This window comes from Kribbella qitaiheensis (assembly GCF_042657745.1).
GTDB classification, from domain to species: Bacteria; Actinomycetota; Actinomycetes; order Propionibacteriales; family Kribbellaceae; genus Kribbella; species Kribbella qitaiheensis.
In genome coordinates, this window is record NZ_JBHSKE010000019.1 from 169,583 (window position 1) to 195,289 (window position 25,707).

Annotated in this window: 20 protein-coding genes; 12 read left to right on the forward strand and 8 right to left on the reverse strand. The window is 69.6% G+C overall.

Features of this window, described 5'->3' with window-relative positions; genetic code table 11:
* Positions 1-266: 266 nt before the first annotated feature.
* The 3 genes from ACFPJ1_RS16850 to ACFPJ1_RS16860 all read left to right on the forward strand — a co-directional run bounded on the left by ACFPJ1_RS16850 (position 267) and on the right by ACFPJ1_RS16860 (position 5,231).
* A complete protein-coding gene (locus tag ACFPJ1_RS16850) occupies positions 267-2,030 on the forward strand; it encodes a copper resistance CopC/CopD family protein (RefSeq protein WP_380104825.1) in 1,764 nt (587 codons plus the stop codon).
* Positions 2,027-4,240, forward strand: a complete 2,214-nt coding sequence (locus tag ACFPJ1_RS16855) for a S8 family serine peptidase (RefSeq protein WP_380104827.1) — start codon at positions 2,027-2,029, stop codon at positions 4,238-4,240. Before ACFPJ1_RS16850 ends, ACFPJ1_RS16855 begins: the two co-directional genes overlap by 4 nt.
* Before the next feature lie 145 nt (positions 4,241-4,385).
* A complete protein-coding gene (locus tag ACFPJ1_RS16860; RefSeq protein WP_380104829.1) occupies positions 4,386-5,231 on the forward strand; it encodes a VOC family protein in 846 nt (281 codons plus the stop codon).
* On the opposite strand, the gene ACFPJ1_RS16865 is transcribed toward ACFPJ1_RS16860, so the two are convergent.
* The 5 genes from ACFPJ1_RS16865 to ACFPJ1_RS16885 are packed head-to-tail and all read right to left on the reverse strand — an operon-like array spanning position 5,228 to position 10,386.
* Positions 5,228-6,520: a DUF58 domain-containing protein gene (locus ACFPJ1_RS16865; RefSeq protein ID WP_380104831.1), complete on the reverse strand. Its 1,293-nt coding sequence runs from the start codon at positions 6,518-6,520 to the stop codon at positions 5,228-5,230. The two genes, ACFPJ1_RS16860 and ACFPJ1_RS16865, sit on opposite strands and share 4 nt — an antisense overlap.
* Entirely contained in the window at positions 6,520-7,494 is a 975-nt protein-coding gene (locus ACFPJ1_RS16870) for an AAA family ATPase (protein WP_380104833.1), read from the reverse strand. The genes ACFPJ1_RS16865 and ACFPJ1_RS16870 overlap by 1 nt, the downstream gene beginning before the upstream one ends.
* Complete coding sequence (locus ACFPJ1_RS16875; protein WP_380104835.1) at positions 7,491-8,639, reverse strand: DUF4350 domain-containing protein; 1,149 nt, start codon at positions 8,637-8,639, stop codon at positions 7,491-7,493. Before ACFPJ1_RS16875 ends, ACFPJ1_RS16870 begins: the two co-directional genes overlap by 4 nt.
* Positions 8,636-9,271 carry a DUF4129 domain-containing protein gene (locus ACFPJ1_RS16880; RefSeq protein ID WP_380104837.1) on the reverse strand — a complete coding sequence of 212 codons (636 nt, stop codon included), beginning with the start codon at positions 9,269-9,271 and terminating at the stop codon, positions 8,636-8,638. The genes ACFPJ1_RS16875 and ACFPJ1_RS16880 overlap by 4 nt, the downstream gene beginning before the upstream one ends.
* An 8-nt stretch (positions 9,272-9,279) precedes the next feature.
* Positions 9,280-10,386, reverse strand: a complete 1,107-nt coding sequence (locus tag ACFPJ1_RS16885) for a hypothetical protein (RefSeq protein ID WP_380104839.1) — start codon at positions 10,384-10,386, stop codon at positions 9,280-9,282.
* Positions 10,387-10,617: 231 nt separating this feature from the next.
* On the opposite strand from ACFPJ1_RS16885, the gene mtrA reads away from it, so the two are divergent.
* The 5 genes from mtrA to hpf all read left to right on the forward strand — a co-directional run bounded on the left by mtrA (position 10,618) and on the right by hpf (position 16,389).
* Complete coding sequence (gene mtrA, locus ACFPJ1_RS16890; protein ID WP_026163715.1) at positions 10,618-11,295, forward strand: MtrAB system response regulator MtrA; 678 nt, start codon at positions 10,618-10,620, stop codon at positions 11,293-11,295.
* Between the two features lie 107 nt (positions 11,296-11,402).
* Positions 11,403-13,019, forward strand: coding sequence for an MtrAB system histidine kinase MtrB (gene mtrB / locus ACFPJ1_RS16895; protein WP_380104841.1), 1,617 nt, complete (start codon positions 11,403-11,405; stop codon positions 13,017-13,019).
* Complete coding sequence (locus tag ACFPJ1_RS16900) at positions 13,016-14,785, forward strand: LpqB family beta-propeller domain-containing protein (protein WP_380104843.1); 1,770 nt, start codon at positions 13,016-13,018, stop codon at positions 14,783-14,785. The genes mtrB and ACFPJ1_RS16900 overlap by 4 nt, the downstream gene beginning before the upstream one ends.
* A gap of 72 nt (positions 14,786-14,857) precedes the next feature.
* Positions 14,858-15,547 (forward strand): ComF family protein, encoded by a 690-nt coding sequence (locus ACFPJ1_RS16905; protein ID WP_380104846.1) that lies wholly within the window; start codon positions 14,858-14,860, stop codon positions 15,545-15,547.
* 215 nt (positions 15,548-15,762) lie between these two features.
* Complete coding sequence (gene hpf, locus ACFPJ1_RS16910; protein ID WP_380104848.1) at positions 15,763-16,389, forward strand: ribosome hibernation-promoting factor, HPF/YfiA family; 627 nt, start codon at positions 15,763-15,765, stop codon at positions 16,387-16,389.
* Between the two features lie 81 nt (positions 16,390-16,470).
* Here hpf and ACFPJ1_RS16915 read toward each other — a convergent pair whose 3' ends face one another.
* From ACFPJ1_RS16915 to ACFPJ1_RS16925, 3 genes are all read right to left on the reverse strand, one after another.
* A complete protein-coding gene (locus ACFPJ1_RS16915) occupies positions 16,471-17,052 on the reverse strand; it encodes a S1 family peptidase (protein ID WP_380104868.1) in 582 nt (193 codons plus the stop codon).
* Positions 17,053-17,064: 12 nt separating this feature from the next.
* Positions 17,065-17,277 carry a hypothetical protein gene (locus ACFPJ1_RS16920; protein ID WP_380104850.1) on the reverse strand — a complete coding sequence of 71 codons (213 nt, stop codon included), beginning with the start codon at positions 17,275-17,277 and terminating at the stop codon, positions 17,065-17,067.
* Between the two features lie 152 nt (positions 17,278-17,429).
* Positions 17,430-18,209 (reverse strand): hypothetical protein, encoded by a 780-nt coding sequence (locus ACFPJ1_RS16925; protein ID WP_380104852.1) that lies wholly within the window; start codon positions 18,207-18,209, stop codon positions 17,430-17,432.
* Between the two features lie 201 nt (positions 18,210-18,410).
* Between ACFPJ1_RS16925 and ACFPJ1_RS16930 the strand changes: the two genes are divergently transcribed.
* The 4 genes from ACFPJ1_RS16930 (at position 18,411) to ACFPJ1_RS16945 (ending at position 25,556) form a co-directional block, all read left to right on the forward strand.
* Positions 18,411-19,934, forward strand: a complete 1,524-nt coding sequence (locus tag ACFPJ1_RS16930) for a BTAD domain-containing putative transcriptional regulator (RefSeq protein WP_380104854.1) — start codon at positions 18,411-18,413, stop codon at positions 19,932-19,934.
* 55 nt (positions 19,935-19,989) lie between these two features.
* Positions 19,990-21,201 (forward strand): winged helix-turn-helix domain-containing protein, encoded by a 1,212-nt coding sequence (locus ACFPJ1_RS16935; protein ID WP_380104856.1) that lies wholly within the window; start codon positions 19,990-19,992, stop codon positions 21,199-21,201.
* A 194-nt stretch (positions 21,202-21,395) separates the two neighbouring features.
* The gene (gene secA / locus ACFPJ1_RS16940) at positions 21,396-24,314 is read left to right on the forward strand and encodes a preprotein translocase subunit SecA (RefSeq protein ID WP_380104858.1); all 2,919 of its coding nucleotides are present in this window, start codon (positions 21,396-21,398) and stop codon (positions 24,312-24,314) included.
* A 195-nt stretch (positions 24,315-24,509) separates the two neighbouring features.
* Positions 24,510-25,556 carry a LacI family DNA-binding transcriptional regulator gene (locus tag ACFPJ1_RS16945; RefSeq protein WP_380104860.1) on the forward strand — a complete coding sequence of 349 codons (1,047 nt, stop codon included), beginning with the start codon at positions 24,510-24,512 and terminating at the stop codon, positions 25,554-25,556.
* The last annotated feature ends 151 nt before the right edge of the window (positions 25,557-25,707 follow it).

A 25,707-nucleotide genomic window follows, 5' to 3' on the forward strand; every position in this document is an offset into this window, starting at 1 on the left:
CGGATCCACCCTCCCGGTGGCAGGAGTCAGGGTGACACCCGCCTGGTGCTGACATCTGGCCCGATCATCCGGCCGGCAGCGCCACCCCGGGTGCTGCATGACCGCTCCGTCATCCGCGGGTCATCGAGCGGTCATGGAAGGCAGGCTGTGGATGACGATCCCGTCATGTAGTGACGGTCCGGTCATGAACGGGCCGAACCACGACGGTGGTTCCTATCGTCGGGCTGTCGGCGTGGTTGCTTCGGTGCCGACGGGAGGGGGGAGCCGTGCGGCATCGCTGCCTGGTGATGCTGGCCCTTGCTGTTGCCGTCGCCATCATCATCGTTGTGTCGCCGTCCACGGCCGCGGCGCACACCGTGCTGGTCCGGGCGGATCCGGCCAGCGGAGCTGTGCTCGCCGAGTCTCCTGGCCTGGCCAGGCTCTGGTTCAGCGACGAGATGGCGCCGAGCCGGAGTACGGCGCGCTTGATCGACCAGCGGGGCGCCAACGTCTCAGGCACCCGGCTGGTCGTGGGGTCCCGTGATCCGCGGGTGATCGCAGTCGTGCTGCCGCGGCTGGCGCCTGGTTCCTATGGACTTGTCTGGGAAGCCGTGTCGGCCGAGGACGGCCACGCGACGAACGGAACGGTGCTGTTCGCCATCGGCGCGGCCAGTGCCTTCCTGCAGTCCTCCGGCGGATCGTCCACCGAACTGCTACGACGGTGGGCCGCCTTGGCCTCGTTGGCCGGTCTGGTCGGCCCGCTGGCGGTCTACCTGCTGGTCCTCGGCCGACGGGAGGATCCGGCATCCGTCTTCGCAACTGCTCGCCGACGGCTCCTGACCACCGCGTTGGCGGCCGGTCTGATGGCGTTGCTCATCAGCATTGCGGATCTGCTGGTCAGAGCGTCCGAGTTCACCGACGTACTCGGCGGGGACTGGGGACGGCTCTGGATCGTTCATACGGTCGCGCTGGCGTTGCTGTGCGTCCTGGTGGTGCTGCTGGGCCGGCAGGGTCGCCTGCGTTGGCAGCTCGCTTTCGCCGTCGTCGCGCTGCTCGGCTTGCTCATGTGGGTCGAAGCTCTCGGCAGTCATGCAGCGGCTCTGCCGTCGGGGCGCATTGCGGCCCTGGTCGCCGGCGCGGTTCATGCCTTCACCGGGTTGCTCTGGCTCGGCGCCGTGCCCGCACTGCTGGTTGTCCTCTGGCCACGAGGCCGTTCCCGATCAGACCTCGCCTTGCTCGTCAGGAGCTGTCGCGGATCGTTCTCGGTTCTGGCCGGAGGCAGCGTTCTGCTCCTGCTGGTGACGGGTCTCTACAGTGCCGGCCTCCAGGTCGCCACCACGAGCAGCCTGGTCGTCTCGTCGTACGGACGGCTGCTGTTGCTCAAGACCGGCCTGCTGGCGGCGATGGGTGTCCTCGGACTGATCAACGCCCGACGGCTGCAGCAGCGGCCGCGGCCGGCTCGCACCATCGCGGTGGAGACCGGTGTAGGTCTGGTGCTGCTGGTCGCCGTCGCCGCGCTCGTCAACCAGCCACCGCCATTGGGCGCCGCGGCAAGTGTCTCCGATGCTTCGCCCGGCTTCTCCAGCGCCGACGGGCCGGCCGACCGGACCGCCCTGACCCGCAGTGGATCCGTCGCCGACCTCGTGGTGACGGTCTCGGCGACGCCGAACCAGCCGGGAGCCAACTGGTTCACGGTCATCGCGGAGAGCAGTCGACGACCTTCACCGGCGCCGATCGACCAGGTCGAGCTGCTGTTCGGCGTGGCACCGAGTGGTCGGTCCGTGGCCCTCGAGCGGCTGACCGGCACTCGTTACTTCGCCACCTATCAGGCCGAGGCTGCCGGAGCCCTGCGACTGGTCGCAGTCGTGCACCGTGCCGGCCACGAGTACGCAGTACCACTCGACTGGCAGGTGGCGCCGGTGGAGTCGCCAGTCACGTCGGGCCGCCCGCTGGCGCCGTATGTCGATGTCGCCGCTGTGTTGTTGCTCGAAGGGGCGCTGGTGGCCTTCACCTGGCGGCTCCTTCGCAGGTCCGGAGGAGGTTCAGGATGATGGTGCGCTGCCGGCCGCTCGTGATCGCGATGGTCACCGCTCTCGGCCTCTCGGGAACCGCTTGGGCCGCTCCCCGGCCCGACCCCTTCGTCGACGTCATCGTGGTGATGAAGTCCCAGGTCGTCCCTGGCCCGGTGGCGTCGCCGGATCGGCGCGAGCGACTCCGGCTCCTGGAGAAGAGGTTGCGCGACCACGCGGCCACGACTCAGCGCGGCGCGCGGGACCTGCTCGCCGTACGCCGGGGTCAGGGGCGGGTGGCCTCCGTCGTACCGCTGTGGATCACCAACGCGATCGGGGCCCGGGTCCGTGCGAGCGTGGCGGCGGAACTCACCCTCCGGCCGGAGGTCCGTGAGGTCCGTCCGGACTCGACGATCCAGGCGCCGACGGTCACGACCGCCTCGGCCGCCGAGCCGAACGTCGCCCAGGTGAACGCGCCGGCGCTGTGGGACCTGGGCTACCGCGGCCAGGGGATGGTGGTCGCCTCGATGGACACCGGTGTCGATCTCAGCCATCCGGAGTTGGCCGTTCGCTGGCGTGGTGGTGCCAACAGTTGGTACGACCCGAACGGGCAGCACCCGTCAACGCCGACCGACGTGATCGGTCACGGCACCCAGACGATGGGCGTGATGGTCGGCGGTGACGGAGGCGGCACGTCGGTCGGCGTCGCGCCGGACGCCCGGTGGATCGCGGTCAAGATCTTCAACGACCGCGGCCAGGCGACCTCGACGGGGATCCATCTCGGGTACCAGTGGCTGCTGGATCCCGACGGCAACCCGGCCACCGCCGACGCCCCGAACGTGGTGAACAACTCCTGGACCATGGCGGCGGGAGGCTGCAGCCTCGACTTCCAGCCCGACCTGCGCAACCTCCGGGCGGCCGGCATCCTGCCAGTCTTTGCCGCAGGCAACTATGGACCGACCGCCGGTACGTCGGCCAGTCCGGCCAACAACCCGGAGGCGCTCGCGGTCGGTTCGGTCGACGACACCGACACGATCTCCCCGTTCAGCAGCCGTGGACCGTCCGCCTGCGGTCAGGCGGGCTACCCGCAGTTGGTGGCCCCTGGCACCGATATCCGCACGACGGACTTGTACGGCGGCTACCTCGACGTCTCTGGAACCTCGTTGGCTGCACCGCATGTCGCGGGAGCCCTTGCCCTGCTGCTGCAGACGATGCCCGGATTGAGCGCCGACCGGCAGATCTCTGCGCTGCAGCAGGGTGCGGTCGACCTCGGACCCGCCGGCGCCGACGACAGCTACGGTTCCGGACGACTCGACGTACTGGCGTCGTACAACTGGCTGCGGAACACACCGGACTTCGCCGTGGCAGTTGCACCTGCGTCTGCGACCACACAGCCCGGCGGCAGCACGCAGTACACGGTGACAGTCAGTGGGAGCGGCGGATTCTCGGATGATGTCGGACTCTCGCTGTCCGGGCTGCCGACCGGTGGAACCGCGACCTTCGATCCGCCGGTCGTCACCGGCGGCAGCGGCACCTCCCGCCTGACTGTGGTGGCCCCGGCCACGACAGGTTCCAATGCACTGACCATCACCGGAACCAGCGGCACCACCACTCACTCGGTTCCGGCCTCACTCACCGTTGTGCCACCGCCGGACTACACCGTGGCGGCCACGCCGTCCAGCCGGACCGTCTCCGCCGGTGCCGTGGCGACGTACAGCATCGGCGTGTCTGCTCTCAACGGATTCACCGGTGACGTCACCTTCACGGCCGGCGGCCTGCCAACGGCCGTGGGCACTGCGACCTTCAGCCCTGCGGTCGTTCATGGTGAGGGGACGGCTCAGCTCAGCATCACAACGCAGGCTGCGGCCGCGAGCGGCAGCTATCCGGTCACCGTGACCGCGAGCACCGGAGCGCTCAGTCATGCGGTCACTGTGACTCTGGTCGTGAATCCGCGCGACTTCGCGGTCACGATGAGCCCGGCCTCGATCAGCGTCACGCGGACGCAAACCGCGACGTACACCGTCGCGGTGTCGTCGATCGGGGGCTTCAACGGCTTGGTCTCGCTGAAGATCACGGGCCTGCCGGTCAACTCGTCGGCGACCTGGACCGGCAATCCCGTCGTCGCTCCAGGATGGGCGACGCTGAAGGTCAAGACGACCTCGGCCACGGCACGCGGCACCTTCACCCTCAAAGTGACCGGTACCAACACATCGCTCGGCCACCAGGCCACGGCGTCCTTGGTGGTCCGCTAGAGCGTTTCGGGGGCGCCAGGGTCCGGATCTTTCGCTTGCGCCCCGAGCCGGTCGTCGCCGTCCAGGCCTGGCTCGACCAGGTCCAGGCGCACTGGCAGGAACAGTTGGGCGCGTTCAAGAAGCACGTCGAGCAGAGGGAGTCATCGTGACCGAGCAGTCCGCGTCGGCGTCCGTCGAGGTCGCCGCAGATCCCGCGACCGCGTTCCGGATCTTCACCGACGAGATCGACCTGTGGTGGGTCCGGGGACCGATCAACTTCTTCGACGCCACCCGGGCGGTGGGGATGCAGATCGAGCCAGGAGTGGGCGGCAGGATCCTGGAGGTCTACCGGCCCGCGAGCGAGACCTCCGACGAAGATGTGCTCGAGTTGGGCCGGATCATTGCCTGGGAGCCTGGGGCACGGCTGGCTTACCGGAGTTCGGTGGACGACACCACGACAGAGGTTCGCTTCGACCTCATCGACGGTGGAACGCGGGTCAGCGTGGAGCAGGCCCTGGTCCCGGGCGGCGAGAAGGCGTTCTACTTCTGGCCGAACGTGATCCCGTGGCTCGCCGCCTGGGCCGCCCGGCGAGACGGCCCGCCCACGCCACCGCGGGAGCTCGATCGGCTGAGTATCGCCTTGTACTACGAGGATCCGGCCGCGGCGGCCCGTTGGCTGCACGCGGTGTTCGGCCTGGAGTCGCGGGATCGGATTCCGGCAGACGGCGAACGGCCCACCTGGCTCGAACTCCATGTCGGCGCCTCGGCCATCCTGCTCTTCGAGCTGAAGGAGCCAGTCTCCGGTCCCAAGCCGGTCGACCACGGTGTCTGGGTCTATGTCGACGATCTCGACGCGCACTTCGCCCGTAGCTCGGAGAACGGCGCCAAAATCGTCTCCGAGATCCGTCAGCACGGGTATCGCCTCTATGAGGCCGAGGACCTCGAAGGCCACCGCTGGACCTTCGCCCAGGCCCGCCCGACGATGGCTCAACACCCTGGCACAGAAGGCTAGAGCCGCCCGGCCTTCTTCAATGCCAGGTAGGTGTCGGCCAGCGCCGGCGCGATGTGGTCCGGGGCCTCGTCCACCACCGTCACCCCGGCTCGCGTGAGCACAGCCGTTACCCGCTCCCGATCCAGCCGGGTACGGGCGGCTGAGGCGGCGCCGTACACCTCGATCAGGTCCGAGCGCTCCAGTTCCATCTCCGCGAGCCTCGGGTCGGCCACGGACGCCAGTACGACGACGTGGCGGCGCAGGAGCGGGCCGATCACCGGCAGCAGGGACTCCTCGATCACTGCAGGGTCCAACCCGGTCAGCAGTACTACGAGCGACCGCTGCCCCAAGCGGTCGAGCACCTGCGACACCACGACCCGGAAGTCCGTCTGAACCAGCTCGGCATCCACATTGGCCAGCGCGTTCACGAACGACGGCAGCACGTCCTCCGGCGCCGGCCGCCGGACATCGGCGCGGACCTCGGAATCGCAGGCCAGCAAGGAAACCCGGTCCCCGGCGCGAGTGGCCAGCGCGGCGAGTAGCAGGGCGGCATCCATCGCGTGGTCCAGTCGCGGCGCGTCGCCGACGCGGCCCGCGGACATCCGGCCCGAGTCGATCACGATGGCGACCTGCCGGTCCCGCTCCGGCCGCCAGGTCCGCAGTACTACGTTGCCGCGGCGGGCGGTGGCTCGCCAGTCGATGCTGCGGACATCGTCGCCCGGCACGTAGTCCCGCAGCGAGTCGAACTCGGTGCCCTGACCCCTTACCAGCAAGGCGGTCCGGCCATCGAGCTCGCGGAGTCGCGCCAACCGCGACGGCAGGTGCTTGCGGCTGTTGAAGGGCGGCAGCGCCCGCACGGTCCAGGGCACCCGGTGCGATCCCTGCCAGCCCGCGAAGCCGAGCGGTCCGATCGACCGGATGGTCACCCGGTAGGCGTGCCGATCTCCACGCCGAGTGGGGATCAGGTGAGTCACGAAGCGCCGCCGGTCGCCATTGGGCAGGTCGACCTTGTGCGGCGGGTCCTGTACTCCGGCAGAAGGCGGCCAGGCGTCCCGGAGCAACCCCTTGACCCTCCGGCCAGGGTTGGCCACGAGCATCGTCACCACGGCTCGCTCACCAAGCCGTACGGCGGTGTCGCCCTCCCGGCTGAGCTGCAACCGTCGCGGCGAGCCCGCCAGCAACAGGTCGACCACACAGACCAGCAGCACCGCAGCGACGACCAGGCCGACGCCACCCCAGCTCGGCATCAGCACGGCGACGAAGACGACGCCGAGTGCGGCAAGGAGGCCCGCCCGGCCGGTGACGACCATCAGCGCGGTACCGGCACCGTGGCCAGCACGCTCTCCAGTACGGCGTCCGCGGTGACGCCTTCCAGCTCGGCTTCCGGGCGGATCTGCACCCGGTGCCGGAGGCAAGGACGTGCCATCGCCTTCACGTCATCGGGGATCACGTAGTCCCGCCCGGACAACCAGGCCCACGCGCGTGCCACCGCGAGCAACGCGGTTGCACCACGCGGCGACACCCCGAGCTGCAGCGACGGAGACTGCCGAGTCGCCCTGCACAGGTCCACCACATACGCCAGAACGTCTTCCCGTACTGCGACCCGGCGTACGGCGGCCTGTCCGGCCAGCAGGTCCTCCGGGCCGGCCACGGGCCGGAGGCCGGCCGCCTCCAGGTCGCGCGGGTCGAACCCCTGCGCATGCCTGGCGAGTACGGCGATCTCCGCGTCGCGCGGCGGCATGTCCAAGGTCACCTTGAGCAGGAAGCGGTCCAGCTGGGCCTCGGGCAGCGGGTAGGTGCCCTCGTACTCGATCGGGTTCTGCGTCGCGGCCACCACGAACGGCACCGGCAGCTTGCGGGGCTCGCCGTCGACGGTGACCTGGCGTTCCTCCATCGCCTCGAGCAGCGCGGCCTGCGTCTTCGGCGGCGTCCGGTTGATCTCGTCCGCGAGCAGGATGTTGGTGAACACCGGACCCGGGCGGAACTCGAACTCGCTGGTCTTCGCGTCGTACACCAGCGACCCGGTGACGTCGCCGGGCATCAGGTCCGGGGTGAACTGGATCCGCTTGGTCTCCAGCCGCATCGCCATCGACAGTGCCCGCACCATCAGCGTCTTCGCCGTACCGGGGACGCCCTCCAGCAGCACGTGGCCGCGGCAGAGCAGGGCGAGGACCAGCGCGGTGACAGCGGTCTCCTGGCCGACCACCGCCTTGCCGATCTCGTTCCGCAGCTCGACCAGGGCCTGCCGGGCGCGCTCGGGAGTGACCTCGATAGCGGTCGTCACGGGTGTCGTACCTCCAGCGTCAGTACGTCTAGCTCATGGGACAGGAACATCAGGGCTGCGTCGTCGACCGGTGGTTGACCGTAGAGCAGTTCGTACAGCATGGCCGGGTCCCGGCCGGTGCGGGCGGCCACCGTCGACACCACGGCGGCCGGCTCGGCCCGGCGGGGGATCCCGTGGGCCGTGTGGAGCTTGCCGAGCGCGGACTCCCGCAGTGCGGCCGCGGCGCGGTCCCGAGCGCGGGAGCGACGGTAGAGCCGCGCACGGCCTTCCGTGGTCTCGGCCGCGTGCACGATGACCGGCAGCGGTTCGGGGACCACCGCGCCGAGGCGGCGGCCACGCCATAGCGCCACGACGAAGGCGGCGAAGGCCAGCGCCCACGCGATGTACCGGACCTCCGGGGGAACCAGTGGCGGGCCGTCGCTGTCCTCGTCGTCGAAGCCGGACGACTCGTACTGCGGCAGGTACCAGACCAGTTCGGAGTGCGTGCCGAGCAGGTTCAGTGCGAGCGCCGCGTTGCCGTCCAGAGCGAGTTCGGCGTTGGTGAAGGAGCGGCTGGTCCCCACCACGTCGACGATCCGGCCGTCCACCTCGGTCCGGACGAGCGTGTTGTTGATGCCGTCGCCGTAACAGGTATGCGCCGCCCCAGGCGCGGAGTACGACGTGCCGCTGACGGTCGCAGTACCGGCGCGGACGGCGGCGGGGAGGTCGCAGCCGGGGTCGCGGCTGTCCTCGGGCAGGGTCTCGGTGGCGTCCAGTACGCCGGGTGCCAGAGTCTCCAGCGCGCGGAGGCTCGGCCGGATCAGTACTACGTGGCTCCACTGGGCTTCCGAGATCTGCTGCCAGTCGCTCCTGGCCAGCGAGCCAGTGGGCGCGACCAGGAGCGTCTTGCCCGCACCTGACTCGGTGGCGTCACCCAGGAAGTCGGTGCCGGTGACCTTGACGCCGTGGTCCTCCAGCAGCCGCGCGAGCGCCATCGCCCCGGTCGGCTTGGCGGAGTCCGGGCTGAACGGGCCGGACGTCCGGGCGGTGCCGGCGATGAGGATGATGATGGCGCCCAGGACGACGAGACCCGTGACCAGCAAGGGAGTTCGCAGCGCGCGCCAGCTCTCGGCGCCGGTCCGCCCGACCGCAGTACTCGTGCTCATCCCTGGACCAGCGCCCGCGTCGACACGTGGCGAGCAGCCTGATCCGCAGCCACCACGACGTTGTAGCGCTCCGCAGTACCAGGACGGTTGCCGTAGACAACCTCAGTGAAGACGAGAGCCGCGGGCTGCAACGAATCCCGCAGAGCCGGTACTACGCGTTCCGCGTCCGCCACTGCCTCGTACGCCGTCCGCCCGGCGCGTTCGTCCAGCACGGTGCGTTCGGTGAGTTCGGCGACGCAGGCGCGGAAGCGGCTCCGCACGGCGGCCGCGTAGTCGCCACTGGAGGCCTCAGCTTCCGCCTGCTCGCGGTACTCGGCCGCAGTACGGGGTCTGGCGCTGTCGAAGACCGCGGCGGACTTGGTGCCGCGGGTGGTCCGCAGTACACCGGCTCGCCAGAGCACCACGATCACGACCAGGGCGAGCAGGCCGATCAGCATGATCAGCCCGAGATGGCCGTCGGGGGACTGGCCGGTCAGATCGCCCAGCAGTTCGCCGATCCAGTCCAGCACCTTGTTGATCGCCCGGGTCACCAATGAGTCCCCGGCCTGGCCGTAGACCGGCTTCGACAGCTCCTTGGCAGCTTCCTTCGCGGCGTCGTCACGGCTGATGTCGACCGGTGGTTCCAGTTGCATGATGGGCCTCACCAGGCCGGTCCCGTCGGGTACTGAGGTTGCTGGGGCTGAGGTTGCTGGGGTTGCTGGAGTGGCGGTTGCTGCGCGAGGTGCGGCGGTTGCGCGACGGCAGGGCGGAGCACCGGACGCAACCAGAGATCCAGTCCCTCCCGGCGGACCCGGAGATCGAGGTACAGCAGGGCCTGGACGGCGGACATGAACGCCAGGCTGGCGATCAGCGTCAGCACAGTGGCGATCCCAGCCGAGACACCGACGGCGATCGCGACCACCGTGGCTCCACTGCTGTCGCTGTCACTGGCCCACGCGCCGAGGGTGATCACCAGCAGGCTGATCCCGAACTGGAGTGCGTAGCTGACGATGTTCACCACGACCCCGGCGAACAGCAGGATTCCGAACACCCGCCAGAACTTGCCCCGGACCAGCTGCCAGGACCGCTTCAAGGATCCCCAGATCCCGACCCGGGCCGGGACGTACAGCCCGATGTCGGGCGCGTGCTTGCCCTCCATCAGGACGACGGTTCCGGCCAGGACGAGGCGGATCCCGAAGATCAGCACGAGGATGCCGCCGCCCAGGACCATCACCAGGGCGACCGCGCCGGCCACCTCCGGGGAGATCGCCGCGTCCGAACCGGCCCCGGCGCCGAACACGGCCAGCGCCCACCCGACGACCACCAGCACGAAGGACAGTGACTGGACGATCCCGACGGCCGCCAGCGCGGGCAGGGACGGCCGGACCAGCCGGAGCAGCTCACGCGGCCCTACCCGATGGGCGAGCTGGCTCCGCACCGCGGCCAGTGCGATGATCCCGGCCAGCATGCTCGACACCACCGTGAAGAGGATCAGCTGCACGCCGTACATCAGCAGGACCGCGGCGCCTGCTTGCTCGAACGGGTCGTCCGCGCCGAAGAAGCCGCTGATCCCGCCGGGCACGGTCAGCTGGGTCAGCCCCGCCTGGACGGCGGCCAGCGCGATCCCGGCGAGCACCGGCAGGCCCAGCATGATCGTCTTGTTCTCGGAGATGGTCCGGGCGGCGTTGTCCAGCAGGTCGGCGGGCAGCCAGGGCCGCAGCGGCTCGGCGTACGCGGCGCTCTCGCGAACGCCGATGTCGTCCCGCATCCCTCTGCCTCCCCTCTGTAACCGCCCCACCGGGCTTGTCTCCGGCCCGGACCGTGCACCATGATCACAGCCCGGACGGTCCATACCGTCATTACCAGACCCCCGCACGGCGATCCGGCGTGTGCGCTACCTGGGGAATGGGACACTATCCGTAGTGCGTACGACCAGCGGCCGCTGGGCGCGCTGAGACCGGACCGGCAAGGAGCAGGCGTGGCAGAAGGTAACCGGACGATGCGGGGTCGAGTCCTCATCGTCGATGACGACACGGCGTTGTCCGAGATGCTCAGCATTGTGCTGCGCAACGAGGGCTACGACACCTACCTGGTCGCGACCGGCGACAAGGCGGTGCCGGCCTTCCGCGAGTTCAAACCCGACCTGCTGCTGCTCGACCTGATGCTGCCCGGGATGGACGGCATCGACGTCTGCCGGGCGATCCGGGCCGAGTCCGGCGTGCCGATCGTGATGCTGACCGCGAAGAGCGACACCGTGGACGTGGTGCTGGGCCTGGAGTCCGGCGCCGACGACTACGTGGTGAAGCCGTTCAAGCCGAAGGAGCTGGTGGCCCGGATCAGGGCCCGGCTGCGCCGGATGGACGAGCCCGGACCGGAGTCGCTGACCATCGGCGACCTGACCATCGACGTGGCCGGTCACTCGGTGAAGCGCAGCGGCGAGACCATCCAGCTCACCCCGCTGGAGTTCGACCTGCTCGTGTGCCTGGCCTCCAAGCCCTGGCAGGTGTTCACCCGTGAGGTGCTGCTGGAGCAGGTCTGGGGCTACCGGCACGCGGCCGACACCCGGCTGGTCAACGTGCACGTGCAGCGGCTGCGGTCCAAGATCGAGAAGGACCCCGAGCACCCCGAGATCGTCGTGACGGTCCGCGGTGTCGGCTACAAGGCTGGTGCGGACTGATCGAGTACGGACGCGACCGCGAGTCGCAGGCGGACAAGCCGGACACCGAGCCGGAACCCCGCGGAACAGAGATCGAGCTCACCGCCGCCGGGGTGGACTGGCATGCCATGCCGGAGCCCCTGTGGCGGACCCACCCGCGGTACTGGCCCGACGTCTGGCGTCGCTCGATCCAGGCCCGGATCGTCACCGGCACGCTGCTGATGTCGACCGTGGTGCTGATCCTGGTCGGCTGGGTGATGATGAGCCAGGTCACCGACGGGGTGCTGGAGTCGCGCCGGACCAGCGCGCAGCAGGAGGCGGTGGCGCAGCTGAAGTCGCTGTCGAGCTCGATCAACGCGGCCGACCCGACGATGCTGAACCAGAACCTGTCCCAGCTGGTGCTGGGCTCGAACCGGACCGGCCTGTACGAGACGGTGCTGATCCCCACCGACGACGCGGACTCGACCCTGATCCGGACCACCGGGCTGGTCGAGAGCGACTCGGTGCCGCACGAGCTGAAGTCCTCGGTCTCCACCGACGACACGAAGCTGTGGGACACCTACACCAAGATCAACTACAGCGGCGGCAAGAGCGAGCCGGGCCTGGCGATCGGCTCGCAGGTCCGGGTGAACACCACCGGCCAGCGCTACGAGGTCTACTTCCTCTTCCCGCTGACCGCGCAGAAGGAGACCCTGGACGTCGTCCAGCGCGCGCTGGTGACGGCCGGCCTGCTGCTCGTCGTCCTGCTCGGCGCGGTCGCGTGGCTGGTCACCCGTCAGGTGGTCACCCCGGTGCGGATGGCCCGGCGGATCGCCGAGCGGCTCGCGGCCGGCCGGCTGGAGGAGCGGATGCAGGTCCGCGGTACCGACGACCTGGCCCGGCTAGCGGTCTCCTTCAACAAGATGGCCAGCAATCTGCAGCAGCAGATCCGCCGGCTGGAGGAGCTGTCCCGGCTGCAGCGCCGCTTCGTCTCCGACGTCTCGCACGAGCTGCGCACGCCGCTCACCACGGTCCGGATGGCGGCCGACCTGCTGCACGAGACGCGCGACGAGTTCGACCCGATCACCAAGCGCTCGGTCGAGCTGTTGCAGAACGAGCTCAACCGGTTCGAGGAACTGCTCGCCGACCTGCTGGAGATCAGCCGGTTCGACGCGGGCGCCGCCGCGCTCGACCTGGAGGACGTCGACCTGCGCGACATCGTCGCCCGGGTGCTGGAGAACCACGAGACCCTGCTGCTGCGCAAAGGCTGCGAGGTCCAGCTGGACATGCCGGAACCGTGCCGCGCGCAGGTGGACTCGCGCCGGATCGAGCGGATCCTGCGCAACCTGATCGGGAACGCGATCGAGCACAGCGAGGGCCAGCCGATCAGGATCAGCACCGCGTACGACGAGGACGCCGCGGCGGTGGCCGTGCGCGACCACGGTGTGGGTTTCCGCGCGGAAGAGGCGGAGATGGTCTTCAGCCGGTTCTGGCGAGCGGATCCCGCCCGGGCCAGGACCACCGGTGGTACCGGGCTGGGCCTGTCCATCGCGCTCGAGGACGCCCGGCTGCACGGCGGTCGCCTGGACGCCTGGGGATCGCCCGGCGAGGGCGCGTACTTCCGCCTGACCCTGCCCCGCCGTCCAGACGCGGCGCTGACCGGCTCACCGCTGCCGGCCCGGCCCTCGGACACCTCCCGCGTGGTGAGCGAGTCACTGGTCGACGTCGGTGCGCCGTACCAGAAGCTGACCGGTGGTGAGTCGTGAGGACCAAGCTGCTCGCGGCCGCGCTGGCCTGTGCCGTGCTGCTGACCGGCTGTGCGACGGTGCCCACCAAGGGACCGATCAGGAGTGGTAGCCAGGAGGGTCTGACGCCCGTCCGGGGCGGCCTCGGGATCGAGGCCCAGCACCCGAAGGTCGATGCCAAGCCGCTGCCACTGGTGAACGGCTTCCTCGAGGCGATGTCGGACTCCCGGGCCTTCGACGTCGCCCGCGAGTACATGACGCCCGACGCGGCGGCTGCCTGGAAGCCCGAGTCGAAGATCTCGGTGTACGACCAGTCCTCGTCCCAGGCGGTGTCGCAGCGCACCGACGGCAAGGTCCAGCTGAGCGCGCCGCTGATCGGCACCATCGACGAGCGGGGTTCGTGGACGCCGGCCAAGCCGGGCCAGCAGGTGAACTTCACTTTCGTGCTGGCCAAGACCTCTGGTCAGTTCCGGGTCGCGAACGTCCCCGCGGGCGTCTTCCTCGGCAGCAACCAGCTGGAGCCGCGGCTCGCACCCCGCGCCCTGTACTTCTTCAACCCGGCCAAGACGATGCTCGTGCCGGACCCGATCTACGTGCCGAACAGCCTGCCGGCCGGTCAGTCGGCCACCCAGCTCATCCAGGAACTGCTGAAGGGCCCGACCAGCCGGCTCCGCAGCGGCGCGATCTCCATCGCGCCGGACGGGACCACCCTGGCCGTCTCGGTGCCGGTGGACTCGGGCGTGGCGACGGTCGCCCTCAGCGACGCGGCCGCCGCCCTCAGCGAGTCGGACCGCCGGTTGCTGGCGGCCCAGATCGTCTGGACCCTGCGGCTGATCACGAACCGGGTCCGGATCACCGTGTCCGGCGCGTCGCTGCTGCCCGACTCGGACGTGTTGTCGTTCTCCGACTTCGGCTCGTACGACCCGTCCGGCCAGGACGGCCGGCTGAAGGACCTGTACGGCGTCCAGAAGGGCAAGATCCAGCGGATCCGGGGGCAGGACGGCGCGGAGGACATCGGAACCACTCCGCTGGACAACAGCGTGCTGTACGGCTCGTTTGCGCAGTCCTTCGCGGTGAACCTGCGGGGTGACACCGGTGCGATCGTGACCACCGCCAAGGACGGCAGGTCCGTGATCTCGTCGGGCTCCCTGGACTCGGAGAAGAAGCCCGCCGACGTGCAGAGCACCCGGACCGAGGGCAAGGTGCTCCGGCCGAGCTACGACAACGAGAACAACCTCTGGTACATCGATCGCGCGGACAGCGCCGCGCCGAGGCTGCGGATGCGCACCCCGGACGGCAAGGTGACCGACGTCCGGGCGAACTTCGGTGGTGCCAGCCCGCTCACGCTGCGGATGGCGCCTGACGGTGTGCGAGCGCTGCTGGTGATGCGGAGCAAGGCCGGCGCCACCTTCGTGCAGACCGCGACGGTCGGGACGAACGTGGCCAAGCAGGTCGTGCTGAGTCAGTTCCGGTCGCTCGAGCTCCCGCTCACCGACATCACCGACGCGTCCTGGAACCAGCTCGGCATCCTGGTGGCCGGCAAGTCCGCCAAGGGTCAGCCGGGGCGGCCCTGGCAGGTCAACGTCGACGGTTCCCAGCCCCGGCTGATCCCCGGCGTCAGCACCCAGTTCGACGCGATCAAGCTCGCCTCCAACCCGAGCGTCGACACCCTTCCGGTGGTCCAGGACAGCACCGGCCAGCTGCACTGGCAGGGCAAGGACCTCAACTGGGTCAACATGAACGACGGCGACAAGGGCACCCCGATCGACCCCGTCTACCCCGGCTGACCCCTCGAGGTTTTCCACAGGCCGTGCGGACCTGGTTGCCCCGGCCGGCCGGTATCGCGCATCGTGGTTCCGGTGTCGCTCCGAGGCGCGTTCGTCGATCTCGTGCTCGGTGGCACCTGTGCGGGGTGCGAGCATCCCGGCCTGTCCCTGTGCGCCACCTGCCGGGCCCTGCTGACCACCGCGACGCCGTACCGCGCGTGGCCCGATCCGGTCCCAGCCGGACTCCCGCCACCCATGGCGACAACGGAGTACGGCGGGGCGGTGCGCGGGCTGATCCTGGCTCACAAAGAGCACGCCCGGTACTCCCTGGCCGGGCCGCTCGGGGAAGCGCTGGCTCTCGCTGTGCGGGCGACACTCGGCTCCCGCCGGGCCGTCTGGCTCTGCCCGGTGCCGTCCTCGCCGTCCACAGTCCGGGAGCGCGGCCACGATCCGCTCCGCCGGATTACAGAGGCTGCCGCGAAGCACCTGCGGCGGCAGGGATTCGACGTCCGCCCGGCCGACGCGCTGAGGGTCGTACGGCGGCCCGAGGACCAGTCCGGACTGTCCGCTCAGCGGCGTGCGGCCAACCTGGCCGGGGCTTTCGCGGCGCGTTCGCGCTGGGCTGAAAGGCTGACGAATCAGCCGGTCATCGTCGTCGACGACGTGCTGACGACCGGTTCCACGCTCACCGAGGCGGGCCGCGCGCTGTCCGCCCGCGGAATTCCGGTGCTGGGGTGTGCGGTGGTCGCCGCGACCCGGCTCCGGGGTGCATCCGGTTCATGAGAACTTCCCTACCGGTTTTCGCCGAAGCCGACTAGCGTTGGCCTATGACACCCGCTTGGGCTTGTCGGACAGGGATGTGGGCGAGGACCGGATCAGCCGGAATCCTCACCACGGAGTCCGACGGGCCGGACAGCGGGTGTTGTCGTTTCGGGCATCCGGCCGAGTGGTACGGGGGTCCGAAGACGTAACAGAGTCGCCGATCGATGGAGGTTTCCGTGGACGTCGTTGTCAAGGGTCATCACTGCGAGGTCAGTGACCGCTTCCGGCAGTACGTCGAGGAAAAACTCGAGCGGATCGAGAAGGTCGATCACCGGGTACTGCGATGCGAGGTAGAAGTCAGCCAGGAGAAGAACCCGCGACAGCACGATCGGGCGATGCGCGTCGAACTCACCATGTACACCAAGGGTCCGGTGGTCCGGGCCGAAGCCTGTGGTGAGACGAAGCAGGCCGCGTTCGACGTGAGTCTCGACCGGCTGCGGGCCCAGGTCCGCAAGGCGGCCGACCGGCGCCGGGTTCACAAGGGTGGCGAGGCACTGGAAGGCCTGCGGCATGTCGCCGCCAAGCAGTCGACCAATGGCAACACACCAGTAGTGGAGGAGACAGTCGCCGAGGACGAGGTGGCGACGCGGACGTTCGGCTCGGTGACGGTGACCGGTGACGGTCCGCTGGTGATGCGCGAGAAGACCCACACCGCCAAGCCGATGTCACTGGACCAGGCGCTCTACGAGCTGGAACTGGTCGGGCACGACTTCTACCTGTTCGTCGACGCCGACGAGAACCAGCCGAGCGTGGTCTACCGCCGGCGTGGCTACGACTACGGCGTGATCCGGCTGGCCGTCTAGGCGCGGCGGAACCGAGTTTCGGGAGGAGCACAGGTTGGGGCCCGGGCGATCCGCCCGGGCCCCAACCCCTGTCCGGAGGTGCTAGCCGATCTGTGCCTGGAGTGCCGAGGCGTAGGCGGCGACCTCGGCGTAGACGCCCGGGTTACCGGCGTCCGCGCAGCCGATGCCCCACGAGACGACGCCGAAGAGCCGGCCGTTCAGGACCAGCGGGCCGCCGGAGTCACCCTGGCAGGAGTCCTTGCCGCCGTCCTTGTACCCGGCGCAGATCTCGCCGTTCGCGACGTAACCCTGGCTCGCATACACGTCGCCGCAGTACGCGTCGCCGAGAACGGGCACGGTCACCTTCTGGAATGTGTTGGCCGGACCGGTGCCCTCGGTGGCTCCCCAGCCGTACACGACGGAGTCGGCCCCGGCGGCGTCAGCCGCGGTACTGGTCTCCAGGGCCAGCGTCGGTACGCCGGTGAACGGGGTGGCCAGTGTCATCACCGCGACGTCATGGCCCGGCTGCGAGCCGTACGCCGGGTCGACCCAGATGCTGCTGATCGCCGACTCCTGGCCGTTCGAGGTGTTGCTCAGCACGTCGCGGCCCTGGATCGCCGTGTAGGTGCCGGCCGATTCCTGCGAGCAGTGCGCGGCGGTGACGATCTTGTTCGCCGCCACCAGCGTCGCGCCGCACTACTCGCCGGTCGGGTCGGGCGAACCGCTGTTGGACAGCTGGATGGCCCAGGGGGTGTCCGCGGTGTGCGCGAGGTCCCCACCGACGATCCGGGTCTGCGGACCTCCGGGCAGCTCGGCGGCCGACGCGGTGGCGGATACCGCGCCGAGGGACGCCACGGTCAGTGCGCCGGCCGCGAGCACCGCGCGGACGAGCTGAAGTCTTCCTGTCATGCCTCACACTCCAGGGTGATAGGGGCCGCGGGGCGTCGCGGCCTACCTCGCAGGTTCTCGCGACCACACCGTGTAGCGCACCTCTCACTTGCGGTAACATTGGAGTTATGACCGCCCGGCCAGGTCCCCTGTCCCGGCCGGGCGGCCATCCATCACAGGCCCATCGCCTTGCCGTCGAGGACCTGGCTCTTGGCGGGCGCCTTCGGGGCGGGCACCTTGCCGTAATCGCTGAAGTGGAACCGGTTCTTGCCGTCGGTCATCCGGATCATCTGGGCGGTGGTGGCGTCGATCCACATCGACGCGCCGTCCTCGGTCAGGCCGACGCACCGGACGCCGTCGACCATCCGCGGCGCGGCCTTGCGGGGTGCGGCGGCGGTGTCGGTGTCGTCCGCACCGAAGACCGTCTTGAAGAACCGGCCGGGAGTGACCAGGTCCACCATCTCCTGGGTGTCCTTGTCGACCTTGGACAGCTTGATCCACTTGTTCTTCAGCAGCCTGAGCATCTGCGCGGTCTCGGCCGCGCTGCTCTTCCCGGCCTTCGCCTCGGCCCGGATCGCGGCCTCGGACAGCTGGAAGCACACGGTCTTGCCGATCGCGCGGACGGAGTACGGCACTCCGGCGACGGTGAAGTTGCCCTGGCCGCCGCCCTTGGCCCAGGTGATGTCGAAGGTCATCGGGCCGCTGGTGTCGTCGATGGTGCCGCGCATCCGCAGATTGCTCGCGGCCAGCGACGCCAGCCGGGTCTTCTTCATGATGGTCCGGACCGGTTGGCTCTCGAGGCCCGCGGGAGGTTTGACCGGAGTACTGGCGGGTGCCTTGGCGGAGGTGGTGGCGGGTGTTTCGGCCGTGGTGTCGGCGCTGCCGTCGCAGCCGGTCGCGATGAGCGCCACCACGGCGGCAGCCGCGGCGGTACGGATCCAGGGGAAGGACATTGCTGGACTCACTTTCCAGTACGCCGGCGCAGTGGCCGGTGCCGATTCGATCCTGACCCCACCGACCCTGAAGCCCCGCACTGCCACCTTGCTGCGGTCCCACTGCGGCCTCACTGCGCCCTGCTCGGCGGATAGACTGCCGCCTCACTGCCGTCGGCTGAGGGGTAGCTCGGCTGATGCGGATCGGGAGGGTGCTGACCAGTGGAGGGGGCGGTTGACGACTCTGTCCGGTTCGACCTGCTCGGACCGCTGCGAGCCTTTCGCGGGCAGCGCGAGCTGGACCTCGGCCCGGCCAAGCAACGCGCGGTCCTGGCGATCCTGCTGCTGGCCGCCAACCGGCCGGTCCCGACCGGCCGGATCATCGACGCGGTCTGGGGCGAGGAACCGCCCGAGAACGGCACCAACGTCGTCCAGAAGTACGTCGCGGGTCTGCGCCGGGTGCTGGAGCCGGAGCGAGCCCCGCGATCAGCCGGCCTCCTGCTGACCCTGACCGAAGCCGGGTACCGGCTCTCAGTTGCCCCCGGCAACACTGACCTGGATCTGTTCACCAGCAACGTCCGTGAGGCACGCCAACTGCGCGATCGGGGTCGCCTGGCGGAGGCCGCCGCAGAGCTCCACACGGCCCTGTCCCTCTGGCGAGCCGAACCGCTGGCCGGCCTGACCGGCTCGTACTTCGACGCCACCCGCGCCCGCCTCACCGATGATCGAGCAGCGGCCGTGGAGGACTGGGCAGAGCTGGAACTCGAGCAAGGCCACCAGCAGAACCTCCTGCCGGAGCTGTCGCGCCTGGTCGCGGAGTTCCCCTTGCACGAACGGCTGCGCGGCGTACAGATGCTTGCCCTATATCGCGCCGGCCGCCAGGCCGAGGCTCTGGCGACCTACCGTGAGGCCCGCACGCTTCTGGTGAGCACCCATGGCGTTGAACCCGGGAGTGCCCTTCAACACCTCCACCAGCAGATCCTCCAGAACGATCCCACCCTCATCCCTCCGCAGAGCAGCCCAGCGCCCGCGCCACCTGTAGCGCCACCCCAGGCGGTGTCGCAGTACTGGCCGCCGGCTCCCCCGGTACAGGCTGGTGAGCCGGAGTCGTTGAGGTGGCAGGACTGGACGGTGAAGTTCGCCGCGGCCGCGGTCCCGATCATCTCGGTCGGGATGCTGTCGGGTCCGCTGGTGGGCATCCTCGCGATCCGGCGGCGCAGTATCCGGCTGGGTGCGGCGGCGGTGGGCTACCTGGCCGTCACGCTCGGCGGTGCGCTCCTGATCGATACCTCCAGCGACGAGATCACCAGTGACAGCGACGGGTTCGGGGTGTTCCTGGTGATCGCCTCGGCGCTGGTCTGTGCGGTCCACGTGGCCGTGATCGTGCCACGGCGGAAGCGGACTCCCGGGCTCGACCCGCGCCGGCAGTACGCGCGTCAGCTCGCCGCGGAGCACCCGCAGATCGCCCGGCAGCTCGGTATCGGCCGCCCCGACCTGCCGAACCAGTTCGAGGACGGCGGGCTGATCGACATCAACGACGCCCCCGAGTCGGTACTGCGGACGCTGCCGGGCGTCTCCGCGGAACAAGCCGCGCTGATCGTCGCCGACCGGACCCACCGAGGTCCGTTCCGCTCATTCGAGGATCTGTCCGCGCGCGGCCTCTTCCCGTCGCCGATCCCACCCCGGGTGGCCGAGGTGCTGCTGATCATCCGGGTCCAGGACACCGTCGACGACGACCGCCGCTGAGCGAGGGGATCGAGGCCGCGATTTTCTGTCGGTGGCTGGCGGCAGAATCGGCTTCGTGGATTCTCAGGTGTTGTCGGTGGCCCAGGCCCGGCGGATCGGACTGGCCGCGCAGGGGTTCAGCGATCCGCGACCGAAGGGTGTGCCGGACCTGCGCGCGCTCAGCCGGGTGCTCGGCCGGATCGGGCTGATCCAGATCGACTCGGTGAACGTGTTGAGCCGCACGCAGTACCTGCCGCTCTACTCCCGCCTCGGGCCGTATCCGCGCGACCTGCTGGACCGTGCGTCCGGGAAGGCGCCGCGCCGCCTGGTGGAGTACTGGGCGCACGAGGCCTCGCTCATCCCGGTCGAGACGCATCCGCTGATGCGGTGGCGGATGGCCCGGGCGACCAGCGAGGCGTGGGGTGGCCCGCGGTCGATCGCGGCCAAGCGGCCGGACCTGGTCAAGCAGGTGCTCGCCGACGTCCGCGACCACGGCCCGCTGACCGCCCGCCAGATCGACGACGACGTCGAGCGCGAGCGGAACAACTGGGGCTGGAACTGGTCCGACGTGAAGCAGGCGCTGGAGTTCCTGTTCTTCTCGGGCGAGATCACCGTCGCCCGGCGCAACCAGCAGTTCGAGCGCTTGTACGACATCCCGGAGCGAGTGCTGCCCAGCGCAGTACTGGCGACACCGACGCCGACCCTCGAAGAGGCGCACCGCGGCCTGGTCTCGATCGCGGCCAGGGCGCACGGGGTCGCCACCGCGCAATGCCTGAAGGACTACTTCCGTACCGCGCCCGCACCGACGGCGCAGGCGATCCGCGAACTGGTCGAGGAGGGGGAGCTCCTCCCGGTCACGATCGAGGGCTGGAAGCGGGCGGCCTACCTGCACCGGGACGCCAAGCTGCCGCGCCGGGTGAACGCCCGCGCCCTGGTCAGCCCGTTCGACTCGCTGGTGTTCGAGCGGACCCGGACCGAGGTGCTGTTCGACTTCCACTACCGGATCGAGATCTACGTCCCCGCCGAGAAGCGCATCCATGGGTACTACGTGCTCCCGTTCCTGCTGGGGGACCGCCTGGTGGGACGGGTGGACCTGAAGGCGGACCGGACGGCGGGTGTCCTGCTGGTCCAGGCGGCGCATGCCGAGCCCGGTGCGCCGCCCGAGACCGTCGAGGAGTTGGCGGCCGAGCTCGTCCAGCTGGCCGGCTGGCTGGGCCTGGATCAGGTCCGGGTGGCCGGTGGCGGTGACCTCTCGCCCGCGTTGAGTGACGCCCTGCGCGGATTCTGAGGAACTTTCCGGGCCGCTCACTCGTGGTGGGAGCAAGGGTGTGACTTACTCCGGGCAGTGGGTTGACGCGCCCGGGCCAGTACCATGGGTTGCGCCCGCCAGGCGGGCAGGCCGTGCTGCGTCCGTCACCGGGTACGCACGGTCAGGCACCCGCCGCATTGAAGGCTGCACAGTCAAGGAGTGGACCCCCCACGATGAAGGCGTTCGACAAATTACTGCGGATCGGCGAGGGCAAGATCGTCCGCCGGCTCGAAGGCATCGCGAAGCTGGTCAACTCGATCGAGGACGACTTCGTGACGATGACCGACGAGGAGCTGCGCGGCCAGACGGCCGAGTTCAAGCAGCGGGTCGAGAACGGGGAATCCCTGGACGCGCTGCTGCCGGAGGCCTTCGCGGTGGTCCGGGAGGCCGCCAAGCGCACCCTGCACCAGCGTCACTACGACGTGCAGATCATGGGTGGCGCGGCGCTGCACCTGGGCAACATCGCCGAGATGAAGACCGGTGAGGGCAAGACCCTGGTCGGCACCCTGCCGACGTACCTGAACGCGCTGTCCGGCAAGGGCGTGCACGTGGTCACCGTGAACGACTACCTGGCCAGGTTCCAGGCCGAGTGGATGGGCCGGGTGTACCACTTCCTCGGCCTCGACTATGGCGTGATCCTGCCGGAGATGACCCCGGCCGAGCGCCGGGTGGCCTACTCCAAGGACATCACCTACGGCACCAACAACGAGTTCGGCTTCGACTACCTGCGCGACAACATGGCCAACTCGATCGATGACCTGGTCCAGCGCGAGCACAACTACGCGATCGTGGACGAGGTGGACTCGATCCTGGTCGACGAGGCCCGGACCCCGCTGATCATCTCCGGCCCGGCCGAGGACTCGCAGCGCTGGTACGTCGAGATGGCGAACCTGGCCGCCCAGCTGAAGCCGCGGATGGCCGACGACAAGATCGCCGAGGAGCAGCGCCCGATCGCCGACTACGAGGTGGACGAGAAGAAGCGCACCGTCGCGATCCTGGAGCGCGGGATCGAGAAGGTCGAGGACCGCCTCGGCATCGACAACCTGTACGAGTCGGCGAACACCCCGCTGATCAGCTACCTGAACAACGCGCTGAAGGCGAAGGACCTGTTCCGTCGCGACAAGGACTACGTGGTCGTCGAGGGCGAGGTGCTGATCGTCGACGAGCACACCGGCCGGACGCTGCACGGCCGCCGCTACAACGAGGGCCTGCACCAGGCGATCGAGGCCAAGGAGAAGGTCGAGATCAAGGAGGAGTACCAGACCCTCGCGACGATCACGCTGCAGAACTACTTCCGGCTCTACGACAAGCTGGCCGGCATGACCGGTACGGCGATGACGGAGGCGGCCGAGTTCTCCAAGATCTACGGCCTCGGCGTCGTCCCGATCCCGACCAACAAGCCGATGGTGCGCGCGGACCAGCGCGACCTGATCTACCGCACCGAGGAAGCCAAGTTCGACGCCGTGGTGGAAGACATCGCCACCCGGCACGAGACCGGGCAGCCGATCCTGGTCGGCACCACCAGCGTGGAGAAGTCCGAGCGGCTGTCCGCCCAGCTCCGCAAGCGCAACATCGCGCACGAGGTGCTGAACGCGAAGCAGCACGCGCGGGAGGCGGCGATCGTCGCCGAGGCCGGCCGCAAGGGCGCGGTCACGGTGGCCACCAACATGGCCGGCCGTGGTACCGACATCATCCTCGGCGGCAACCCCGAGCACCTGGCCGACAAGGACCTGCGGGCCCGCGGCATCGACCCGGTGGAGTCCGCCGAGCAGTACGAGGCGGAGTACCCGAAGGTGCTCGAGCAGTTCGAGCAGCAGGTGAAGGACGAGCAGCACGAGGTCACCGAGGCGGGTGGGCTGTACGTGCTCGGCACCGAGCGGCACGAGTCCCGCCGGATCGACAACCAGCTGCGTGGTCGTTCCGGCCGTCAGGGTGACCCGGGCGAGTCCCGCTTCTACCTGTCCCTCGAGGACGACCTGATGCGGCTGTTCAAGCGCGAGATGGTCGACTGGGCGATGTCGCGCAACGACGACGACACCGTGCCGCTGGAGAACAAGGTCGTCACCAAGGCGATCGCGTCGGCACAGTCCCAGGTCGAGGCGCAGAACTTCGAGACCCGGAAGAACATCCTCAAGTACGACGATGTGATGAACCGCCAGCGGCACGTCGTGTACGACGAGCGTCGCCGGGTGCTCGAGGGCGCGGACCTGCACGACCAGGTGCAGGACATGCTCGACGAGACCATCACCGGGTACGTGCAGGGCGCCACCGCCGACGGGTTCGCCGAGGACTGGGACCTGGACCAGCTGTTCACCGCGCTGCGGACGCTGTACCAGACCGAGCTGACCGAGGACGAGCTGATCGAGGAGGCCGGCGGCGACCGCTCCGGGCTCACCCAGGACTTCCTGGTCGAGCGGCTGATCACCGACGCCCGCGAGGCGTACGCGCGCCGCGAGGAACTGCTCGGCAGCGACGCGATGCGTGAGCTCGAGCGGCGGGTGCTGCTCAGCGTGCTGGACCGCAAGTGGCGCGAGCACCTGTACGAGATGGACTACCTGCGCGAGGGCATCGGCCTGCGCGCGATGGCGCAGCGCGACCCGCTGGTCGAGTACCAGCGCGAGGGCTACGACATGTTCGCCACCATGATGGAGTCCATCAAGGAGGAGTCGGTCGCGTTCATCTTCAACGTCGAGGTCGACATCGAGGCGATGCAGGCCGACCTGGCCGCGCAGGCGGAGCTCGCCGAGCTGGAGGAGACCGAGGCCGAGGACATCCTGGTGCCGGGCGCCCCGGTGGCGGAGTTCCCGGGCCGGCAGGCGGTCGAGGACGAGCGTCCGCAGGACACGCCGCGGCCGCAGGACTCCCCGAAGCTGCGGGCGAAGGGCCTGAGCACCGAGAGCCGCCCGCAGCGGCTGTCGTACTCGGCGCCGACGATCGACGGTGACGAGGAGATCGCGACCCACAGCGAGGGCGCCGAGGCCGGCGCCCTGGAGTACGCGGGCACCCCGCGCAACGCGGCCTGCCCGTGTGGCTCCGGCAAGAAGTACAAGCGCTGCCACGGCGACCCTCAGTCGGACGTCTACAAGCACTGAGTACCGCGACCGAAGGCCGCCCCGGGTGATCCCGGGGCGGCCTTCGGTGTTTTAGGGCCTCCTCCTGCAAGCAGGTGCGCACAAACGGCGGCTAGGCGCGTCACTGTGCAGTTGCCGGTGAAGCCTTGACGTGGAGTGTTTAGACCGGTTTAGTAGCCACCTAAACCGGTTTAAACACTCAGCACGAGGATGGCGATGAGCAAAGCGCGGCCGACGATCGCCGACGTGGCCACCCGGGCAGGGGTGTCCAAGGGCGCTGTCTCGCTCGCGCTGAACGGTCGTCCCGGCCTGGCCCAGGCGACCGTCGAGCGGATCATCGCGGCCGCGGACGAGCTCCGCTGGCGGCCCAGCAACCGGGCCCGCTCGCTGTCGGTGTCCAAGGCGTTCGCGCTCGGCCTCGTTCTCACCCGGGATCCGGATGTGCTGTCCTCGGACCCGTTCTTCCCGGCATTCATCGGCGGGGTCGAGAGCGTGCTCGGACCGCGCGGCCAGGCTCTGGTGCTGCAGGTCGTCACGGCCGGCGAGGACGAGGCGGCCGGCTACCGGCGGCTCGCCCAGGACGGCCGGGTGGACGGGGTCTTCCTGTCCGACCTCCGGCACGACGATCCCCGGATCGATCTGCTCGCCTCACTCGGCATGCCGGCTGTCACCCTGAACCGGCCGGAGGGTTCCTCACCGTTCCCCGCGGTACTGCTCGACGACCGCCCAGGCACGGTCGAGGTAGTACAGCACCTGCTCGAACTCGGCCACCGGCGGATCGCCCACGTGGCCGGACCACCCGCCTTCGTCCACGCGACCGCGCGGTCGGGGGCGTTCACCTCGGCGCTCGCCGATGCCGGCCTGGAGCCGGTCGGGATCGAAGGCAGCGACTTCACCGCCGCCGGCGGGATCGAGGCCACCAAACGACTGCTCGCGCTGCCGGAGCCGCCGACCGCGATCGTCTACGCCAACGACCGGATGGCGATCGCCGGTATCGGGGCCGTCCAGCGGGCCGGGCTCACGGTGCCCGACGACCTGAGCATCGCCGGCTTCGACGACAGCGAACTCGCCGAGTTCGTCCATCCCGGCCTGACCACCGTCCGCGCGGACCCCTTCGGCTTCGGCGAGGCCGCCGCGCGCACCCTCAACCAGCTGATCGACGGCGACGGCGAGGTCGCCGACGTCGAACTGCCCCCCGCTCGCCTTGTCATCCGGCGGTCCACCGCCGCCCCCGCTTCGCACGGAATGTTGGAGGAGTCATGAAGTTTCGCTCGAGAAACCTGATCGCGGCACTGCTGGCCGTCGGCCTGGCCGGTACCGCGGCCGCCTGTGGCGGCAGCGACAGCGGCGGTGACGCCGACGCTGCCACGCAAGCCAGGGGTGCGATCACCGTCTGGCTCTCGAACAACAAGGA

Excerpts from the sequence above, each read along its gene's own strand:
- ACFPJ1_RS16855 (WP_380104827.1), top strand. The coding sequence starts at position 2,027 with ATGATGGTGCGCTGCCGGCCGCTCGTGATCGCGATGGTCACCGCTCTC.
- ACFPJ1_RS16865 (WP_380104831.1), bottom strand. The coding sequence starts at position 6,520 with ATGGTCGTCACCGGCCGGGCGGGCCTCCTTGCCGCACTCGGCGTCGTC.
- ACFPJ1_RS16875 (WP_380104835.1), bottom strand. The coding sequence starts at position 8,639 with ATGAGCACGAGTACTGCGGTCGGGCGGACCGGCGCCGAGAGCTGGCGC.
- ACFPJ1_RS16880 (WP_380104837.1), bottom strand. The coding sequence starts at position 9,271 with ATGCAACTGGAACCACCGGTCGACATCAGCCGTGACGACGCCGCGAAG.
- ACFPJ1_RS16885 (WP_380104839.1), bottom strand. The coding sequence starts at position 10,386 with ATGCGGGACGACATCGGCGTTCGCGAGAGCGCCGCGTACGCCGAGCCG.
- mtrA (WP_026163715.1), top strand. The coding sequence starts at position 10,618 with ATGCGGGGTCGAGTCCTCATCGTCGATGACGACACGGCGTTGTCCGAG.
- mtrB (WP_380104841.1), top strand. The coding sequence starts at position 11,403 with ATGCCGGAGCCCCTGTGGCGGACCCACCCGCGGTACTGGCCCGACGTC.
- ACFPJ1_RS16920 (WP_380104850.1), bottom strand. The coding sequence starts at position 17,277 with ATGACAGGAAGACTTCAGCTCGTCCGCGCGGTGCTCGCGGCCGGCGCA.
- ACFPJ1_RS16925 (WP_380104852.1), bottom strand. The coding sequence starts at position 18,209 with ATGTCCTTCCCCTGGATCCGTACCGCCGCGGCTGCCGCCGTGGTGGCG.
- secA (WP_380104858.1), top strand. The coding sequence starts at position 21,396 with ATGAAGGCGTTCGACAAATTACTGCGGATCGGCGAGGGCAAGATCGTC.
- ACFPJ1_RS16945 (WP_380104860.1), top strand. The coding sequence starts at position 24,510 with ATGAGCAAAGCGCGGCCGACGATCGCCGACGTGGCCACCCGGGCAGGG.